Consider the following 19,217-nt stretch of genomic DNA (forward strand, 5'->3'; position numbering starts at 1 on the left):
CGATCAGCTCCGGCGTCCATCCCTTGCGCAGCGCGTCCATCACCCAGGAGAGCAGCGGGTCGTACGCCATGCGCAGGGGCTTGCGCGACCTGCGGGCGCGGGTCTCGGCCTTGCGCTGCGCGGTCAGGGCCGAGTAGAACGGGCGCGCGGTCCATGCGCCCGTCTTCAGGCGTTTCGGCCTGTACGGACGGTAGGAGTCGTTCTCGTTGGACGCGAACCACAGGCCGCGCCTCAGCTCGCGGCTGACCGTGGACTTGTCCCGGCCGATCCTCAGGGCGATCTGGCGCACGCCGAGCCCCTCTCGGTTCCTCAGTTCGTCGATCCGGACTCGTTCCTCGGCCGACAGGTGGGAATACACTTTCGTCATGGGCGCAGCACTTTCTCTTCGGTTGTGGACTTGAACACTTCCAACCTTAGACAGGTGTTGCGCTTCTATTTAGAACCCGGGCAATCGTGCATTCCGGCATGGGTGCGGTATGGTATCACCGGACGTTGGTGTCGGATACGGCTAGGAGCGTCCTTGATTGGCGAGGAAGACAACACGACAACGGCGGGGATGGATCATGGAAAAAATCGTAGAACCGGTGGTGTTCCTGTGCATCATCCTGCTCGGATACGGATTCAAGCGGATCGGCTGGTGCAAAACCGACGATTACCGCATCCTGCAGAAGATCGTGTTCAACCTGCTGCTGCCGTCCGCCGTGATCGTGTCGTTCATCGACAACACGCACGACATGAGTCTGCTCTGGGTGGCGCTGTTCGGCTTCTGCGCCTCGGTGATCCCGATTCTGGTGATCTATCTGGTCACCGGCAAAACCCCGCTGGGCAGTCGGGCGTTCTACATGCTCAACGGTTCCGGATTCAACATCGGATGCTTCGCGCTGCCCGTGGTGCAGGCGCTGATGGGGCCCGGCGCCGCGGTGGCGCTGGTGATGTTCGACATCGGCAATTCGGTGATGATGTCGGCCGGCATGAACGCGGTGACCACGCAGCTGCTGCGCATCGACGAGACGCATCCGCTCAGTGAGGAGGAGCAGGCGAAGCCGCTGGGGCCGAAGCCGCCGCGCAAGCCGATGGATCGTGACGCTCGATGGCTGCAGCGTCGCGCGACGTTCCACCGGATCGCGCGCAACTTCTACAGTTCCCCGGCGTTCATGACGTACATGCTCATGCTGCTGGTGATGGTGTCCGGCTTCGTGATCCCGCAGTGGGTGGGCACGATTCTGCAGCCGTTCTCCAATGCGAACGCCTTCTGCTCGATGTTCATGGTCGGCATGCTGATGGACATTCCGCGCAACTCCACCGACGCGAAGCGCGTGGGCACGGTGATCGCCTGGCGGTGGCTGTTCGCGTTCATCTTCGCCGCGGCCGCATGGTTCCTGCTGCCGATCGACCCCGAGCTGCGCAAGGCTGTGATCTTCGTGTGCTTCGCCCCCGTGGGCGTGTTCTCCACGCTGTTCACCGACCGTGTGCTCGGCAACGCGCGTCTCGCCGGCCTGTGTCTTGCCGCCACCGGCGTGCTCGGCCTGATCGCCATGACCGTCGCCAACATCATCATCCCGGTGTGATCGGGCGTTGGCCGGTGGGTCACATGGCCAGTCAGGCGCGCCGCGTGAGCAGCTCGTGATATGGTTCCGCATTTTGACGCTCTTGAACTCTACCCCCCCCCCATACGATGGGATATATCTCAATGGCAGAGATACGGGAAGGGATGGAAAGTACCATGACAGAGAAAAACAAGTCTGACAATGCTTCGTCGAGGAAAACGATCACGCTTTCGTGGCTCCAGATGATTATTGCGTTGGCGGTGGTCGTATGCTTATCCGTAGCCTGCACGGTTACCGTAACTATGGTGATCAATGACAATAAGCAGCGTGCCACGACGTCGGCCAGCTACAAAAAGCCGGAAACTGCTACGACAACTCCGACATCAACGTCCACGCGAAGTGAACGTGGATACCTTGTGAAGCATATCGGAGATAAGGCAGCATATACGAAAAGCACTACTGACCGGACTGAACTGGCCTCATGGACTGCGACGAATATCACGCTGGATGCGCCATGCCAGCAGGTACCTGATAAGTACAACAACAATGGCAAGCCAGAGAACGGACATTTCATTGCCATTGATTTCACCGTGCAAACCACGCCGCAGCTTAAGGAAAGTAGTAATGGCTCCATCTACCTTGGATCATCGGGTATGTGGAAATACATTGAAAAAGATGGTACGCAGTGGAATGGTGATCCGGGGAGTTTAAGCGCCATTAACTGTATTCCCAAAGGTAAGCAGCTGCCCAGTTCGATAGGGCCTTCTGTGAAAGCACAGGGAATGATGATGTTTGATTTGCCTAGTACCGATGGGTATTTGGTGTTCGACAATGGATTTGAATATCCGCTGGGTTAGTAAAAGCAGTCAGTCTGGATTGTATTAGACCGTAGCGTGCTGACTTTCACGTCGTTATTATTCTCACGAGTATTATACCCGTGAGAATAATAACGACGTACGTTCACTCTTTGCGGCCGGGGTGCAAAGAGTGAACGGGAATGATTCTCAACAGAACATAAGAACCGCGGAATATCAAGGTTTTCAATGAGCTGAATTGTGGCGTATTGTGCGGATTTAATTCACTCTTTGCGCAGCTCTTCAAAGAGTGAACGGCCGGGCAAAGAAAAAGGGCCTCCCGCGGTGGAATGCGGAAGACCCCGAGTGGAGCTAAGGGTAGTCGAAACCCCGACCTCTTCGATGCGAACGAAGCGCTCTACCAACTGAGCTATAGCCCCGTGGATGTTGTTCTGCCTTCGCAGGACAACTCGCCCTATATTAATACGGGCCTACGACTCATGCAATTCGTGTCCACACAGTGTACACGGGGCGTTCACATTGTGACCGAGAGCGACCCGAGTCGCAGGCTCCGGCGAAGTCACGCGGCGGCATGCTTCGGCGCGGCCGTGCCCGCCACGCCGAGCTGGCCCGAGTCGGCCCCGGCGTCGTCGGCGCCGCCCTTCTTCTTGCCGAACTTGGCCTTGAGCAGACCGATTACCGTCGGCAGCAGCGAGACCGCCAGAATCAGCACGATCACCAGCTCGAAATGCTTCTGCACGGCCGGGATGTTGCCGAAGAAGTAGCCGAGGAACGTGAACAGCGACGACCAAGTGAGTCCGCCGAGCACCGAGAACGGCGTGAAACGGCTCCAGCGCATGCCGGAGATGCCGGAGATGAACGGCATGAATGTGCGGATGAAGGGGAAGAATCGACCGAGGAACACGGCGAGCGGCCCCCATTTTTCGATCATGGCTTCGGTTTTCGCGATGCGTTCCGGGGTCATGGCCTTCACCTTGCCGGACTTGATGATGCGACGGCCGAAGAAATGGCCGATGAAGTAGTTGCACTGGTCGCCGATGATCGGGGCCGTCCATACGACGGGCAGCAGGATGTGCAGCGGCAGCGCGGACTGGCCGGTCACCGCATCGGGGGCCGCGAACACGCCGGCCGCGAACAGCAGGGAATCGCCGGGCAGGAACGGGAAGAACACCACGCCGGTTTCGATGAAGACGATGAGGAAGATGAATCCGAGTGCGACGCCCGGGCCCATCGCGATCCAGGCCGCGATGGCCGCACGAGGGTCCTTGAGCAGTTCGATGATGAAATTGACGAAGGCCATGCTGTGCTGTTTCCTGCCGTATCTCTCTATAGTGTCGATAAGTGCTTACGTCATTGCCGGTCGTGTCTGTCGTATTCGCAGACCATGCATCGGCAAATCACGGAACGGCGGGCGGCGGCCCGCGCGGCTCCGCAAAACCAATATCACACCCTAGCAGCGGCGTGATAACGGGGGAACACGCCGCAAACGATAAGCACAAGCCTCACAAAAAACGGACAATTGCGAACGAACTGTCGTATCGGCGTGGACTCCCGTCATTGCCTATGGGCTGCCTCTTGGGTTGATTATGGGTTCGACTTCATATTCCGGCATGATCGCTAAGAGCACCCTAAGAAACACCGGTGGCGCGAATGCGGGTCCGGCCATACTGAACCGCTCGGCTGGATCCATGCGAATGGTACGAATGAAAAACACCTCGCAGAACGATCCTTGTGGGAGTTCTGCGAGGCGTTTCGGTTGGAAGGGGCGAAGCGGCCGGAGCCTACTTCACGTTCTTGATGCTCATGATGAACACGCAGCCGATCAGCGCTACGGCGATGGCGACGGGGAACGCGAACACATAGCCGGCGGACAGCACCACGGTGCTCATCACGATCGGCCCGCACATCTGGCCGAGCGTGGTGGCCATGTTGAGGATGCCGAGATCCTTGCCGGCCTCCTCCTTGCTGGGCAGGACGTCGACGTTCAGCGCCTGATCGACGGAGGAGTACACGCCGTAGCCGAGACCGGCGATGGTGGCGAAGAGGTACATGCCCATCGAATTGGGGATGAACCACGGCATGGCGATGCCGAAGGAGAACATCACGGAGGCGACGACCACCGGCACCTTGCGGCGGCCGATGCGGTCGGAGATCGGGCCGGAGACCAGCGATCCAAGCAGGGAGACGATCATGGTGATGATCGACATCACGGAGATGGTCTTCGCGGATTCGGCCACGGACTGGCCCACGTAGTTCTGGATGATGTACAGCTGGTAGGCGTTGATCATCTGATAGCTCAGCAGCATGCAGAAGCGACCGACGAACGCCTTGTAGAAGTCGTGGGCGCCGTGGAAGCGCGGCGGTCGGAAGCTGGCGAGCACGTCCTTGAGGCTGCCTTCGTCCTTGGGCAGGAAGTCGGCCGAGGATTCGCGCGGAATGATGACGATGGAGACGGGGCCGGCGAGGAACATGAGCACGCCGGCAATGGCGAAGCCGAGCGTCATGTTGTTGATGAACGTGGCGCCGAGCAGCGTGCCGATCGGCGCGCCCACCACGGAACCGGCGCCGTAGAAGGCGGAAAGGCCGCCGCGCATGCCTGCGGGGACGCGGTCGGAAAGCACGGCGACCAGCGGGGCGATCATGGCGTTCAGGCCGCACAGGCTGGCGCAGTACAGCACGGTGAGCAGCACGGGGTTGCTGGTCATGCCGGTGAAGAACAGCAGCACGCCGGCCACGACGGCACCGCCGAGAATCCACGGGGTACGACGGCCGAAGCGTGAGCGGGAACGGTCGGAGAAGTTGCCGAACACCAGATTGGACACCAGACCGGCGATGGCGGAGCATGAGTTCACGATGCCGTTGAGCGCTTCGGGGGTGATGCCTTGGATGGTTTTGAAGTGCAGCGGCATGAGGACGGCGAACGCGATGTTGAGGCCGGCCATCCACAGCACGCCGAACATCAGGAATCCGGCGCCGAACCGCAATACGGTGGTGCGGGACAACGGCTTGCCGGTTTCCGGGCTGAGATTCGGGTCCTGTTCCGCGGCTGCCACGGCGGCGTTGTATGCGGCGAGTCGCGCCTCCTTGGAATCCGCTTGTGGTGCGGGTGCGGTGTTTGCGGCGGTCATATGTTCTCCTGTCTTCGCTGACGTGAGCCGACGGATGCCGGTCGCTACGGTCGCCGGCCTCCAACTGGGGGACGGTCGGCAACCGAGCCGATGTCGATAAGCACAAGATAGGAATCGGCAGGAAACCGGTCAAATTATTCTCTCGTTTGACGAACTGAAAACCGTTGGATTATCAACCATTTCGATATTTTTCGAAAGCGAGGTAGTGTGGGTGGCACAGACGATGTCGCAGGGTGGCAACGACGACGTCGTAGGAACACGACGACGTCAAAAAGACGCAGACGACGTCATAGGGTGGGAGGCGGTATTGACCGGTATCAAGGATGTGGCCGCACGGGCCGGCGTTTCGATCAGCACGGTGTCGTACGCCCTGAGCGGCAAGCGACGGATCTCCCCGGAGACGCGACAGAAGGTGCTGCGGGCCGCGCGTGAACTGGGATACTTCCACCACGCCGGCACGGTGGTCTCCTCGGGCCGGCGCACGGGATTCCTGGCGGTAAGCGATCCGATCCACTCCACCACCACCGAGCGCAACTACGCGGGATTCCTCATGCAGATGGTTAAAAGCGCCCGCGAACACGACTACGATGCGATCGTGCTTACCGGTTCGGGCGATCAGGCCGAAACCCGCTTGAATCAGGTGATCGACGCCGGACTGGTCGACGGCGTGATCCTGCTTGACGTGGAGGTGGGCGACGACCGCGTCGGTCTGGCGGCGACGTCGCCGGTGCCGTACGTGGCGGTGGGCGTGCCGAAGGACACCGTCCACCTCGTCTGCGTTGACCTCGACTTCGAAAAGGCGTGTCGTGCGGCCGTGGATCGGCTGGCACGGCTCGGCCACCGCGAATGCATCTTCTTCGGGTCCGCCCCCGACGAATATCGGCGTCGATCGAATTTCGTGATGCGCTCGCTGGGATCGCTGCAGCATTACGCGCGCAAACACGGCATGACGCTTAAAGGGTATGCTCCGCCAAACGAAGGCATGACTCATGCGGGCGGGGCCGGGCAGTTGGTCGGATTCGGCCAGTCGGGCGTGCCTGGCGGTTCCGGCGTCTGGTCGATGGGCGTGATGATCTCCCTGCTCGACAAGGCGTTCGCCGCTCAGCCGGAGGCGACGGCGATCATCGTGCAGTCCGATCTGATGTTTCTTGAGGCCTTGATCGGTCGTCTCTCCTCGATGGGCAAGCGGATTCCGCGGGATGTGTCAGTGCTGTCGCTCACCACGCTGGGCGATGCGGACCGCCTGTCGGTGCCGATCGACGAACTGCCGCTGCAGCCGGAACGCACCTGCGCCCGCGCGGTGGACATGATGACGGGTCTGCTCGCCGGATCGGGGATGCCGTCTGGCACGGTGGAACGCATGGAAATCCCATATCTGGATCGCGGATCGGTCGGCCCGGCGGGGAGGGCCTGACCGGGGCTCCGCGCAGACCGACACGGATCGACACAGACCGACACAGGCCGACACAGACTGGCACGGACCGACACAGACCGACACAGACTGGCACGGACCAACACAGGCCGATAATCGAAATCAATCGAAATTCGGTGGTGTGGGCGAACGATCATCGATTACCGTGGCGGACATAGGCAATGGCCGTGGCCGCAGACGGGATCGACGGCCGGACCAAGCCGGACCAGACAGGACCAGACAGGACCAGACAGATCAAGCAGCAAAGGAGCGGCTGACATGAAATTCACCAACGGCTACTGGATGAACCGTCCGCATGTGGAGGCGCTGTACGCCCGCCAGGCATACACGCTCGGCGTGGGCGACGACGGCGAAAGCTTCGACGTGCTCGCTCCCACCCGCGAAGTGAAGGGCCGCAACGACACTCTGAACCTCGGCACGTTCGAAGTGCGGGTAAGCACCCCGGCCGAAGGCGTGATCCGCGTGCAGTCCGCCCACTGGCTCGGCGCGGACGTCACCCCCGGCTTCCCGCTCAACGTGGACCAGCCCGGCAACCGTGACTACGTTTCCGTGACCTGCGAAGGCAACGGCGACGGCGAGGTCGGCGAGGACGGCGCCAGCGTGACGCTGAAGACCGGCGATCTGGAGGCCACCATTGTCAAGGGCAGCCCGTGGAACCTTACGTTCAGCGCCGGCGGCCGCACCCTCACCTCCAGCCGGGGCAAGTCGCTCGGCCGTTTCCGGCTCGACGAGCTTTCCGCCGTCACCACCCAGCCGGTCGGCGAGTTCGGCGTCTCCAAGGACGGTTCCGCCTTCGACGAATCCGACGTGTTCAGCGCCATCCAGCTTTCTCTCGGCGTGGGCGAAACCGTCTACGGCTTCGGCGAGCGGTTCGGCGCGTACGTGAAGAACGGTCAGACCATCGACGTGTGGAATCAGGACGGCGGCACCGCCTCCGAACAGGGATACAAGGACATCCCGTTCTACATGACCTCGAACGGCTACGGCGTGCTGGTGAACAACCGCGGCCACGTCTCCTTCGAGGTCGGCAGCGAGAACACCGACGCCGTGCAGTTCTCCGTGCCGGGCGAGGCCCTTGACTTCCTGGTGATCTATGGCCCGACCCCGAAGGAGATCCTGAACCGGTACACCGCGCTGGTCGGGCGCCCGGCGAACGTGCCGGCGTGGAGCTACGGCCTGTGGCTCACCACCTCGTTCACCACGAAGTACGACGAGAAAACCATCAATTCGTTCATCGACGGCATGGCCGAGCGCGACATTCCGCTCAGCGCCTTCCACTACGACTGCTTCTGGATGCGCGAATTCCAGTGGACCGACTTCGAATGGGACAAGCGGTTCTTCGGCGACATCGAATCGACGTTGGAGCGTCTGCACAACGACAAGGGGCTGCACATCTGCGCGTGGATCAACCCGTACCTCGGCCAGCGCGGGCGGATGTTCGCCGAAGGCAAGGAGAAGGGCTATCTGGTACGCAAGCCCAACGGCGAGGTGTGGCAGACCGACATGTGGCAGGCCGGCATGGGACTGGTGGACTTCACCAACCCCGACGCCCGCGAATGGTTCAAGAACAAGGTGAAGACGCTCCTGAGGCAGGGCGTCGACGCCATCAAAACCGACTTCGGCGAGCGGATTCCGCGTGACGTGGTGTGGTTCGACGGTTCCGCGAAGCTCTCGATGCACAACTGGTACACGGAACTCTACAATCAGACCGTGTTCGAGGCGATCGAGGAGGTTCACGGCGTCGGCCGCGCATGCCTGTTCGCCCGCTCCGCCACCGTCGGCGGCCAGCGGCATCCGGTGCATTGGGGCGGCGACTGCGAATCCACCTTCAACGGCATGGCGCAGACGTTGCGTGCGGGACTGTCGATCACCAGCTCCGGTTTCGGCTTCTGGAGCCACGACATCGGCGGATTCGAAGGGGCTTTCCCGGATCCGGCCGTCTACAAGCGCTGGGTGGCGTTCGGTCTGCTCGGCTCCCACTCGCGTATGCACGGTTCCACCGTCTACCGCGTCCCGTGGCTGTTCGACGAAGCCGATGAAAAGAACGGCGTGAAGCTTGTCCCCGGCCAGACCGCCGTGGACGTGGCCCGCGAGTTCACCAAGCTCAAGCTGTCGCTGATGCCGTACCTGTATGAGGTCGGTCTTCAGCCGCATCGTGCCGGTACTCCGGTGATGCGTTCGATGTTCGTGGAATTCCCCGACGACCCGGCCTGCCGCACGCTCGACCGTCAGTACATGTTCGGCCCATCGCTGCTCGTCGCTCCGGTGTTCAGCTACTCCGGCGACGTGGAATACTATCTGCCCGCAGGCGTGTGGACCAACTGGTTCACCGGCGAGAAGGTGGAAAGCGCCGGCCAGTGGCGCAAGGAGAACCACGGGTACGACACCCTGCCGTTGTGGGTGCGCGACGGTTCCGTGCTGGTCACCCGTCCGGGCGCCGAGACCCCCGAATACGAGTACGGTCGTGATGCGCTGGTCTCCGTGTTTCTCGACGGCGTTGATGCCGCCGAGACCGTGGTGGAAAGCGAATCCGGCGACAAGGTGACGTTCTCGGCCCGCCGTACCGACGACGGTGTGGAGGTCGTCAGCTCCGACGGTCGTCCGTTCCGCGCTCGTCTTGGCTTCGGCGAGATCGTCGAGGCGGCTGACGGCAAGGCCATGCTGCACTAGGCGGTTTGCAATCCCAGGCTGCGGCAGGAATCCCTGATCGCAGCGGCGGTGAACCGGATCTCATCGGGGGTGAGCGGACGTCGGAACGTCAACCGCAACGCGGATTTGGCGATCGGCTCCGGCACCCCCATCGCCAATAGGGTCGGCGGAATCTCATGACGGCCGATCGCGCACGCCGAACCGGATGAGCAGGCGATGCCGCGCGCATCAAGATCGACCAGCAGCGCCTCGCCGGTCACGCCGGGGAAGATGAACGACGCGTGGCCGGGCAGACGATGGTTCGGGTCGCCGGTTAGTTTCGCTTGCGGCACGGCCTGTTCGATGGCATGGATCAGCTCGTTGCGGGAGACGACGAGCCGATCGTGCTGCGCGGCAATGCGCGCGACGGACTCATGCAGTCCGATCGCCAAGGCCACCGCGCCGGCCACGTTCTGCGTGCCGGATCGCAGACCACGCTCCTGGCCGCCGCCGCTGAGCACCGGTTCGATCGGCGTGCGGCCGCGCACCAGCAGCGCTCCCAGCCCTTTCGGCGTGCCGAACTTGTGGCCGGAGACGCTGAGCGCGTCCAGATCCCAGTCGTGCATGCGGATCGGAATCTGGCCGGCCGCCTGCACGGCATCCACATGCAGCGGTACGCCATGGGCGTGGGCGATGCGGGCGATCTCGGCCACCGGCTGGATGGTGCCCACCTCGTTGTTCGCCAGCATGATGGACACCAGCGCCGTGCGGTTCACCGGTCGATTGCCGTGATGATCCGTGCCGCTGTGCCAGGCGCCGGCATCCGGATCATCCGGCAGATCGGCTTCGGCCAGCCGGCTTTCCAAGGCGTTGAGATCGACGCGGGCCTGCTCGTCCACCGGAATGCGGACGACCTCGAACCCAAAGTATTTCGCCATCCAATCCGCCGATTGCGCGACCGCCGGATGCTCGATGGCGGAGATGATGATCCGGGGTGTGACGGCATTGGCATCGGTGCTGGTGTTGGCCGCTTGGCGTCGGATCGTCGCCATGCGGGCCAACGCGATGCCCTTGACCGCCAGATTATCCGCCTCGGTGCCCCCCGAGGTGAAGATCACGTCGTCGGCACGGGCACCGAGATCGGCGGCGAAGGAATGTCGTGCCGCATCCAGTGCGCGGGCCGCGGTCCTGCCCGGCTGATGCACGCTCGCCGGATTCGCATACGCCTCGGTGAGGAACGGCATCATGGCCTGAACCACCTGCTCGCTCACCGGTTCGGTGGCCGCGGCGTCGAGATACAGTTCGCCGTCCATGACGGTCCTCCTCACATATCCAATCCCAGATCGATGCTGCGCACGCTATGTGTGAGCGCACCCACGGAGATCACGTCCACGCCGGTCGCGGCCACGGCGGCCACGCGGTCGAGGGTCATATTGCCGCTGGCCTCCACGATCGCCCGTCCGTCGATGAGATCGACGCCGCGGGCGGTATCGGCCAACGAGAAGTTGTCGAGCATGATGGTGTCCGCGCCGCCCGCCAGAGCGGCGGGAATTTGGTCGAGACGATCGACTTCCACCTCGATATGCGTGGTATGGCCCACCCGCTCCCGGATATGCCGGATCGCGCCGGCCATGTCGAGACCGGCCGCGGCCAGTGCGGCGAGATGATTGTCCTTCACCATCACGGCGTCGGAAAGACCATACCGGTGGTTGTGCCCTCCGCCGCAGGTCACCGCGTATTTTTCGAACGGACGCAGACCCGGCGTGGTCTTGCGGGTATCCGCGATGCGCGTGCGGGCGAATGTTCGGGGCGTGCGGACCGGCGCGGTGGATTCGCGATCGTTGGTGTTGGCGCGATCGTTGGTGTCGGCGCAATCGCGGTAGATGGCGTCGACCCGATCCACGAAAGCGGCCGTCATCGTGGCGATGCCGCACATACGCTGCGTGAAGTTCAGCGCCACACGCTCCGCCGTCAGCAGATCACGCATCCGTCCGGAAACCTCGGCCAGCGTCTGCCCCGCCTCAAACCGTTCGCCGTCCCTGACGAGGGCGGTGACTTCGATATCGGGGTCGAGCGTGGTGAACGCGGTCGCAAACACGCCGATGCCGCTCATCACCCCTGTTTCACGGGAAACAAGACGTGCCGTGCCGGTCTCCTCCGCGGGAATCGTGGTCTCCACGGTGATGTCGCCATATGGCGCATCCTCTTCGAGCGCGGCCTCCGCGGCCCGCCGAATCACCTGCTGTGTGAGCATGGCTCAGCCTTCCTTACCTTTGGACGAATATGGCCTTTGGTCGAATATGGGTGAACGGTTCGCCCGACTATTGCAGACGGTAGGCCACGGAATGGGCCAGACTCGGATTGATCTGCGGGAAGTCCGACCGTGTGTGCGCGCCGCGGGATTCGCAGCGGTTCAGCGCGGCCACGGCCTCCACGTATCCGATGGTGAGCAGATTGCGGTTCTCCAGAGCGGTGACCGTACCGTCAACGGTGATGTGACCGGATTCGTTTGCGGTTGTAGTCGGGGTGACCATTGCCGCATTCGCGTTGCCGATTGCCGCATTCGCCGTGGCCAGTGCTTCGGCAAGACTGCGGGCTGTGGCGTCAAGCGTGTCCGCGTCGCGGATCAGACCTACCCCCTTCCACATCTCCTGCTCGATCCTGTCGCGACCCCACGGATCGACCGTGGACCCTTCCGGAAGCGTCGGAGTCTTCAACACCATCGGCTGCTGATTCACCGGCATGCCGGCGATCGCACTGTTGCGGAACGGTTCGGGGTTGAACGCCCAGCCATGCGAAAGATCGTCACGCACGGCGGCGAGTCCGGCTCGGCGGCCGTAGACCAGACCCTCCAGCAGTGAATTCGAGGCCAAGCGGTTCGCGCCCTGCACGCCGGTTCGAGCGCATTCGCCGGCCGCATACAATCCGGGAATGCTGGTTCGGCCGAACAGATCGGTGCGAATGCCGCCCATCCAGTAGTGCGCGGCGGGGGCCACGGGGATCGGCTCCCTGCTCCAGTCGAATCCGAGCGAACGGGTGTAGGCGTCGATGGTGGGGAATCGGTGGGCAAGGAACGCCGCCAGATCGGGGTTTTCGCGGCGCATCGGCGAGACGTCGAGCATGACGGGGCGGCCGCCCTGCGCCTGCATGGTACGGAAGTTGGCGCGGGCCACCACATCACGCGGGGCCAGCTCGGCACGGGGGTCCACCTTCGTCATATACCGGTTGTCATGTTCATCGAGCAGCACCGCGCCTTCGCCTCGCACGGCTTCGGAGACGAGGAAATGCTCGCCCACGGCCAGTGCGGTGGGATGGAACTGGTAGAACTCCAGATCGGCCACCTGAGCGCCGGCGCGTAGGGCCGCGGCCAGACCGTCGCCGGTCGCCACCGCGGGATTCGTGGTGTACGGGTAGAGGCGTCCCGCGCCGCCGGTGGCGAGAATCACCTTGTCGGCGGGAATCGTCTTCTCTTCAGTCCTCTGCCGCTCGGCTGTCGGCTCCTCGGCTGCGTTGTTCGCGTCGGTACTGTTCGCGGCTGCGCTGTTCGGCGAATCATGATCGTTGATCAGCAGTCTCACGCCGGCCACACGACCGTCACGGATCACCAGATCCTTCAGAAACGCATGTTCCATCACGGTGATGCGGGGATTCTCGCGTACCATCTCGGCCACGTCGAGTTCCAGCACCTTGCCGGTTGCGTCGCCGCCCGCATGCACGACGCGGGCACGGGAATGCGCGGCCTCCAGACCACGCAGGATATGACCCTGCCGGTCGCGGTCGAACCGTACGCCGGCCTTGGCGAACTCGCGCACACGGCTCGCGCCCTCCTGCGTCAGAATCGCCACGGCCTTCGGATCGCACAGTCCGTCTCCCGCGGCCAACGTGTCCTGAGCATGCAGATCAGGTCCGTCGTCGTCGAAGATCGCGGCGGCGATGCCACCCTGCGCGTGATAGGTGTTCGACTCGGTGAAATCGGTTTTGGTCACCAGCAGCACGTCGTCCACCTTCGGCCCGTCGGGCAGAGAATCCGGGCCGGCCGATCCTGATCCCGTCAGACCCTCACTGCCGATACGCAGATCCCCGGCAGCGGCCAACGCCGCGGAAAGACCGGCCGCCCCGGCTCCGATGATGACGATCACGGGTGCACCTCCAGCATGCGTTCCAAGGCCACGCGGGCATCACGGGCGGTGTCGTCGTCCACGGTGATGCGGTTGACGATATTGCCCTGTTCGATGTTCTCCAGCGACCACGCCAGATACGCCGGGTGGATGCGGTACATCGTGGAGCACGGGCAGACCACCGGGTCGAGGCAGAACACGGTCTTGTCCGGGTACTGCGCGGCCAGACGGTTCACCAGATTGATCTCGGTGCCCACGGCGATGGCCGAACCGGCCGGGGCGTTCGCGATCTCCTTGACGATGTATGCGGTGGAGCCCACGCCGTCGGCCGCGTCCACGGTCTGCATCGAGCACTCCGGGTGAACGATCACCTTCACGCCGGGGTAGGCCTTGCGGGCGCGTTCGATCTGATCGACGGTGAAGCGCTGATGCACGGAGCAGAAGCCCTTCCACAGAATCATCTTCGCCTTGGCGTAGTCGTCCGGATTGGAGGCGCCTCCGCACGGTTTGAACGGGTCCCACAACGGCATTTCGCTCAGCGGGATGCCCATCGCCCGGGCGGTGTTGCGGCCCAGATGCTGGTCGGGGAAGAACAGAACGCGTTTGCCGCGGGCGAATGCCCATTCCAGCACGGCATGTGCGTTCGACGACGTGCACACGATGCCGCCGTTGCGGCCGCAGAACGCCTTGAGTGCGGCGGAGGAGTTCATGTAGGTGACGGGGATGATCTGCTGGCGGCCGTCCGTGTCGGGAGTGCGGCCGCAGATGTCGGCAAGCTGCTCCCAGCAGTCCTCGACCTGATCGATGTTCGCCATGTCGGCCATCGAGCAGCCTGCGGAAAGATTCGGCAGGGTCACGGTCTGCTCGGGCTTGGAGAGAATGTCGGCGGTTTCGGCCATGAAATGCACGCCGCAGAACACGATGTGCTCGGCGTCCGGGCACTGCGTGGCGTTCTTGGCCAGCTGGAACGAGTCGCCGACGAAATCGGCGTGCACGATGATCTCGTCGCGCTGGTAGAAGTGGCCGAGAATCAGCAGCTTGCCGCCGAGACGGGCCTTGGCGGCGCGAATGCGTTCCTGAAGCTCGTCGTCGGAGGCGTTGCGATACTCCTCGGGCAGCATCTGCTGGCGGGGGGCGTTCTTCGGGATCAGATTCAGCGCGTTGGCGCCGGGGCCGTAGCCGGGCTTGACGGTTGGGGTGTCGAAATGCCACGGGTCTTGGGTCAGACCCGCGTCGCAGGTGCTGGTGGCGCCGAGTTTGGCGATGATCTCATCGACCGACGGGGCGGTGAATGCTGCGGTCATATTGATTGTCCTTTCAGGGATTGTTCATTGACGGCTGTTTGACGGTGCTGGTCTGTTCGGTGGTGCTGGTCTGTTCGGTGGTATTGGCCGAGGTGGATGCGGTGTGCCGGGAGGGTGTTCGCCGGGATGCTCATCGGGACGGGACCAGTGCCGCAAGAGCTGAGTTGTCGTGGCTGTCGGTGGATGGCGCGACTTCGATCGGCTGGAATGCTTCCTGGCGTTTGACGAACGGCGGCCAATCGCCCGTTGATTCGGGGCCGGGGGCATACCGGTAGGTTGCCGCGGGACGATGCCGGCCCTCGCGACGTTTACGGCCGGTCGGTTCCAGTTGGCCGGACGCGAGCATCTTGCGACGGAAGTTCGCCAGATCGATCGGCTGACCGGTGATGGCCTCATACACGCCATGCAGTTGGGCGAGCGTGAATTCGTCGCCGACGAGCTTGGTGGCCACATCCGGATACTCGATCTTGGTGCGCAGACGCCACAGCGCATAGTCGATGATCGTGCGATGGTCGAAAGCCAGCGCGGGCAGATCGTTTTCGGGGAACCATCGGACGTTGTCGGCTTCGGCGAAATCCTTGGTTTCCGCCTGGCCGACCAGTGCCCAGTAGACGATCGACACCATCGGCAGGCCGCCGTGCGAACGTGACGGGTCGCCGAAGGTGTACAGCTGCTCGAGGTAGCGCGGATGCAGGTCGGTGGTGGATTCCAGCGCGGCGTAGGCCGCCTGTTCCAGTGAGTGATCGGCTCGCAGTCCGCCTCCAGGTAGCGCCCAATCGCCGAGGAACGGTTGGCGGATGCGACGGACCAGAGGAATCCACAATGTGCTGTTTGCCGAGGTCGGATGCTCCGCGGATGCCGGCCCGAGCGCCAGAATCACCACCGAAACGCCGATGGCGGGCGGCTGCGCTCGCCGTTCGGAGACGTTGCCCATGTTCATGCCGCTGCTCCTTGCCGGATCTTTCCTCGCCGGATCTCGATATCGCACCGAGCATAGCACTTATGGTCAAAATGACTAAAAACGGTCAGAGTGTTGTTGTAGTGGGTGCGGATGGGGTGGCTTCGCGTATTGCCCCTCATCAGTCTCGCTGCGCTCGACAGCTTCCCCCAGTGGGGGAAGCCCACCAATGTGAGCACGATCGTGGTCAGCGGTGCTCGACAGCTTCCCCCAGTGGGGAAGCCCACTGGGGGACTAGATCCAGCTGCCGAACCACATGTGCGACAGCCAGAACTCATACGGGACGGGCATGGCCGTCCAGATGGGGTAGAAGAACACGGAGATCACGGTGATGACGAACAGCACGCCACCCATGATCCACCAGAACGAAAAGGCGCTGAGCACGCCATGCAGCCAATCCGCCATATAGATGAAGCCGAGGATCACCCACGGCAGAATGGCGATGGCATAGAACGTGAATGTGGTGCGGTTGAGATACTGCGCCCACGGCAGCCATCCGCCGAGGAAGCCGGCCAGTACCGCCCAGATCTTCCAATCCCCACGCTTCACCGCCACGGCGATGATGATACCGACGATCACGCAGGCCGAACCGATCCACCAGATCAGCGGATTGCCCAGTGAGGTGACGGCCGAAATGCATTTGGCGTTCGGCGCCAACGAGCACAGGCCGGGATGCTGATCGTCCGGGAATTCGTACCAGTAGAAGCTGGTGGGGCGCTGTTGGATCGGCCAAGTGAGGGGATTGGCCTTGTAGTCGTGAGGGGCGTCAAGCGTGGTATGGAACTGCCACATGTCGATGTGGTATTGCACGAACGAGCGCCACGTTTCCGGCAGCCAGGAGACACCCTCGCCGGGATGGTTCTCCGCCCAGTGACGCATATAGGAATCCGAGTGGATGAACCAGCCGATCCACCCGGCCAGATAGGTGGCGATATAGACCGGCACCATATATAGCGCCGCCAGTATGCCGTCCTTCCAGATGCCGGTGGTCAGCCAGCCGCGGAAGCCGGCCCTACGGCGCTCCCAAGCGTCCCACAGCACGCTGATCACACAGAAGACGGCGAAGAAATAGGCGCCCGACCATTTCACCCCGGTGGTGAGGCCAAGCAGCACGGCCGCGGCAAGTCGCCACCATGAGAAGGCGATGACCGGACCGCTGGCGTCGAGCTGCAGCCGAAGCCTTCCATGATGATCGGCCACGGGAATCCACTTGGCATGACGCTGCTTCGCCTCATGGGCATAGGCTTCCCGGAGTCTGCGCTGCGCCCAATCCCGGTGGGCGAGCAGACAGAGCAGTGCGGAAAGCGCGAACAGCATGATGAAGTTGTCGAGCAGGGCGGTGCGGCTCAATGTGATCGCCATGCCGTCGATGGCCATCAGGAATCCGCCGACCAGGGCCAGCGGCAGTGAATGGAACAACCTCAGAATCACCCGGCAGAGCACCACGATGGCGATGGTTCCGGCGAGTGCGGTGGAGAACCGCCATGCGAATGGATTGCTTGCTCCTCCGAACAGTTGCAACCCCACGGCGATCAGCCATTTGCCCACGGGAGGATGCACCACGTACTCCGCGGATTGCAGCCAATCGGTGAGATGCTGCCCGTTGGCGAAGAATTCGTCGATTTTGACGCCGCCGATGATTTCCGGCCAGTTACGTGGCTCTCCGGTGCGCAGCATCGTCCAGGCGTCCTTGACGTAATACGTTTCGTCGAACACCACGGCCTTCGGGGATCCCAATCGGATGAATCGCAGCAGTCCGCCGAACACCGCCATGAGCATCGGCCACACCCATCCTGCTACGCGTGGGCTCAGCCGCGATATGGCATTCCGCGTCATGTCGCTTCGGGGCGTGACGGAACGTGGCGGGCGCGTTCGGCTGATCTGCTGCGTCCCGTGTCTGCTGTTCGGCGATGCGGTGCTGTTCATGATTCCAGCCTATTGCCACTAAAAGAAAGTCGGTAGATATCTACCGACTTTCTTCGACTCTCGTCGTGTCGCTACTTGGCGAACGGTGCCGAAGCCGCGTCAAGCGCATCGATCTCGTCCGCGGTCAGATCGAGATCGGCGGAGGCGAGCAGTGCGGGCAGCTGTTCGGGGATTCGTGCCGAGACGATTGGTCCGGCCACCTGCGGGCGGTGACGCAGCCATGCCAGCGAAACCGTCGCGATCTGCGCATCATGCGCCTTGGCCACGGCGTCGAGCGCGTCGATCAGCTTGAAACCGTCGTCGGTGAGGTAGTCGGCGACCATGCCCTGGCGCGCCTTGCCCTCCGCGTCGGCGGCGGAACGGTACTTGCCGGTCAGGAATCCGGCGGCCAGCGAGAAGTACGGGAACACTGCAAGGTTCTCGCGCGCCGCGAGCGGAGCGAGCGTGCGCTCGTAATTGCCGCGGGCCACGAGATTGTAGTGCGGCTCCAACGCCACCGGCAGCGCGTAGCCGTGTTCGCGGGCGATGCGGAACCACTCCTCGATGCGCTCGGCCGTGTAGTTCGACAATCCGATCGCACGGATCTTGCCGGCCTTCACCAGCTCGTCGAATGCGGCGACCGTTTCCTCCAACGGCGTGTTCCTGTCGTCGAAGTGCGCGTAATACAGGTCGATCGTGTCGATGCCGAGCCTCAGCAGGGATGCGTTCGCAGCGGCGATCACATTGTCGTGCGACAGACCCTTGTACTGCGGATGTTCGCTCACCTTCGTGGCGATGACCATCTCGTCGCGGTTGCCGCGAACCGCCAGCCAGCGGCCGAGGACGATCTCGGACTCGCCGCCCGCGTTGCCCGGCGCCCACGCGGAGTAGACGTCCGCCGTGTCGATGAAGTTACCGCCGGCCTCGACGTACGCGTCCAGCACCTTGCGGCTCGTGTCCTCGTCGCTCGTCCATCCGAACGTATTGCCTCCGAGAACCAGCGGGAACACCTCCAGATCGCTGCTTCCCACGTTCACGCGCTGATCGGCCATATCAATCTCCTTTCGCAAAACGTCTCATCGCGTCGCGGCGATGTCGTCCTTTCGACGTCACCGCGCCGATGCCGCCTATGTCGGTTGATGCGATCGCAACGATGCTGCATCGCAATCGGTCACGGTTCGCGCTCGCATCCCTTTTATTGTCCGACGGAGTTCGGTGCGGGAAAACGGCACGCCGAGGATTTCCCGCTCGGCTGATTGTCCAAGGAGTGGACTTTTGGTCATTTCTGTTTGGTGTGGGGTCTCGGACGCGGTGCTGGGCAAACCGGGATTCCACTGGCGCGAACGGTGTGTTTATCATGAATCCGATAGGGCCGGATTGCC

At 62.9% G+C, this 19,217-nt stretch carries 13 protein-coding genes, 1 tRNA gene and 1 pseudogene; 4 read left to right on the plus strand and 11 right to left on the minus strand.

Translation table 11 applies throughout. The features are described 5' to 3' along the window. Positions 1-367, minus strand: a 367-nt coding sequence (locus tag Uis1B_RS07870; protein WP_165782800.1) for a helix-turn-helix domain-containing protein, incomplete at its 3' end; no start/stop codon positions are given. 196 nt (positions 368-563) lie between these two features. Between Uis1B_RS07870 and Uis1B_RS07875 the strand changes: the two genes are divergently transcribed. Both Uis1B_RS07875 and Uis1B_RS07880 read left to right on the plus strand, forming a co-directional pair. Then, positions 564-1,568 (plus strand): AEC family transporter, encoded by a 1,005-nt coding sequence (locus Uis1B_RS07875; protein ID WP_101617187.1) that lies wholly within the window; start codon positions 564-566, stop codon positions 1,566-1,568. 155 nt (positions 1,569-1,723) lie between these two features. Further along, positions 1,724-2,404 (plus strand): hypothetical protein, encoded by a 681-nt coding sequence (locus Uis1B_RS07880; protein ID WP_101617188.1) that lies wholly within the window; start codon positions 1,724-1,726, stop codon positions 2,402-2,404. Between the two features lie 304 nt (positions 2,405-2,708). Here Uis1B_RS07880 and Uis1B_RS07885 read toward each other — a convergent pair. The 3 genes and pseudogenes from Uis1B_RS07885 to Uis1B_RS07895 form a co-directional block, all read right to left on the minus strand. After that, positions 2,709-2,781, minus strand: a tRNA-Ala gene (locus Uis1B_RS07885). 140 nt (positions 2,782-2,921) lie between these two features. Beyond that, positions 2,922-3,662, minus strand: coding sequence for a VTT domain-containing protein (locus tag Uis1B_RS07890; RefSeq protein ID WP_101617190.1), 741 nt, complete (start codon positions 3,660-3,662; stop codon positions 2,922-2,924). A gap of 562 nt (positions 3,663-4,224) precedes the next feature. Beyond that, a pseudogene (locus Uis1B_RS07895) lies at positions 4,225-5,490 on the minus strand (MFS transporter); the annotation flags it as partial. 211 nt (positions 5,491-5,701) lie between these two features. On the opposite strand from Uis1B_RS07895, the gene Uis1B_RS07900 reads away from it, so the two are divergent. Together Uis1B_RS07900 and yicI are read left to right on the plus strand one after the other, a co-directional pair. Next, a complete protein-coding gene (locus tag Uis1B_RS07900) occupies positions 5,702-6,904 on the plus strand; it encodes a LacI family DNA-binding transcriptional regulator (RefSeq protein ID WP_133124892.1) in 1,203 nt (400 codons plus the stop codon). Between the two features lie 276 nt (positions 6,905-7,180). After that, positions 7,181-9,592, plus strand: coding sequence for an alpha-xylosidase (gene yicI, locus Uis1B_RS07905; RefSeq protein WP_101617195.1), 2,412 nt, complete (start codon positions 7,181-7,183; stop codon positions 9,590-9,592). Here yicI and Uis1B_RS07910 read toward each other — a convergent pair. The 7 genes from Uis1B_RS07910 to Uis1B_RS07940 all read right to left on the minus strand — a co-directional run bounded on the left by Uis1B_RS07910 (position 9,589) and on the right by Uis1B_RS07940 (position 18,887). Then, positions 9,589-10,863 (minus strand): cysteine desulfurase family protein, encoded by a 1,275-nt coding sequence (locus Uis1B_RS07910; protein ID WP_101617197.1) that lies wholly within the window; start codon positions 10,861-10,863, stop codon positions 9,589-9,591. The genes yicI and Uis1B_RS07910 overlap by 4 nt on opposite strands. 11 nt (positions 10,864-10,874) lie before the next feature. Further along, positions 10,875-11,804 (minus strand): nicotinate-nucleotide diphosphorylase, encoded by a 930-nt coding sequence (locus Uis1B_RS07915; protein WP_101617198.1) that lies wholly within the window; start codon positions 11,802-11,804, stop codon positions 10,875-10,877. 67 nt (positions 11,805-11,871) lie between these two features. After that, positions 11,872-13,689 (minus strand): L-aspartate oxidase, encoded by a 1,818-nt coding sequence (locus tag Uis1B_RS07920; RefSeq protein ID WP_101617200.1) that lies wholly within the window; start codon positions 13,687-13,689, stop codon positions 11,872-11,874. After that, positions 13,686-14,972: a quinolinate synthase NadA gene (gene nadA / locus Uis1B_RS07925; RefSeq protein ID WP_101617202.1), complete on the minus strand. Its 1,287-nt coding sequence runs from the start codon at positions 14,970-14,972 to the stop codon at positions 13,686-13,688. Before nadA ends, Uis1B_RS07920 begins: the two co-directional genes overlap by 4 nt. Positions 14,973-15,102: 130 nt before the next feature. Further along, a complete protein-coding gene (locus tag Uis1B_RS07930) occupies positions 15,103-15,912 on the minus strand; it encodes an NUDIX hydrolase (protein WP_101617204.1) in 810 nt (269 codons plus the stop codon). Between the two features lie 252 nt (positions 15,913-16,164). Beyond that, positions 16,165-17,766 (minus strand): dolichyl-phosphate-mannose--protein mannosyltransferase, encoded by a 1,602-nt coding sequence (locus tag Uis1B_RS07935; RefSeq protein ID WP_101617207.1) that lies wholly within the window; start codon positions 17,764-17,766, stop codon positions 16,165-16,167. Positions 17,767-17,927: 161 nt separating this feature from the next. Further along, a complete protein-coding gene (locus Uis1B_RS07940) occupies positions 17,928-18,887 on the minus strand; it encodes an aldo/keto reductase (protein ID WP_101617209.1) in 960 nt (319 codons plus the stop codon). Positions 18,888-19,217: the final 330 nt, after the last annotated feature.

The sequence above is a fragment of the Bifidobacterium margollesii genome, from assembly GCF_002860355.1.
Lineage (GTDB): Bacteria > Actinomycetota > Actinomycetes > Actinomycetales > Bifidobacteriaceae > Galliscardovia > Galliscardovia margollesii.

Coding starts and splice junctions, on each gene's coding strand:
- Uis1B_RS07875 (WP_101617187.1), top strand. CDS start 564: ATGGAAAAAATCGTAGAACCGGTGGTGTTCCTGTGCATCATCCTGCTC.
- Uis1B_RS07880 (WP_101617188.1), top strand. CDS start 1,724: ATGACAGAGAAAAACAAGTCTGACAATGCTTCGTCGAGGAAAACGATC.
- Uis1B_RS07890 (WP_101617190.1), bottom strand. CDS start 3,662: ATGGCCTTCGTCAATTTCATCATCGAACTGCTCAAGGACCCTCGTGCG.
- yicI (WP_101617195.1), top strand. CDS start 7,181: ATGAAATTCACCAACGGCTACTGGATGAACCGTCCGCATGTGGAGGCG.
- Uis1B_RS07910 (WP_101617197.1), bottom strand. CDS start 10,863: ATGGACGGCGAACTGTATCTCGACGCCGCGGCCACCGAACCGGTGAGC.
- Uis1B_RS07915 (WP_101617198.1), bottom strand. CDS start 11,804: ATGCTCACACAGCAGGTGATTCGGCGGGCCGCGGAGGCCGCGCTCGAA.
- nadA (WP_101617202.1), bottom strand. CDS start 14,972: ATGACCGCAGCATTCACCGCCCCGTCGGTCGATGAGATCATCGCCAAA.
- Uis1B_RS07930 (WP_101617204.1), bottom strand. CDS start 15,912: ATGAACATGGGCAACGTCTCCGAACGGCGAGCGCAGCCGCCCGCCATC.
- Uis1B_RS07935 (WP_101617207.1), bottom strand. CDS start 17,766: ATGACGCGGAATGCCATATCGCGGCTGAGCCCACGCGTAGCAGGATGG.
- Uis1B_RS07940 (WP_101617209.1), bottom strand. CDS start 18,887: ATGGCCGATCAGCGCGTGAACGTGGGAAGCAGCGATCTGGAGGTGTTC.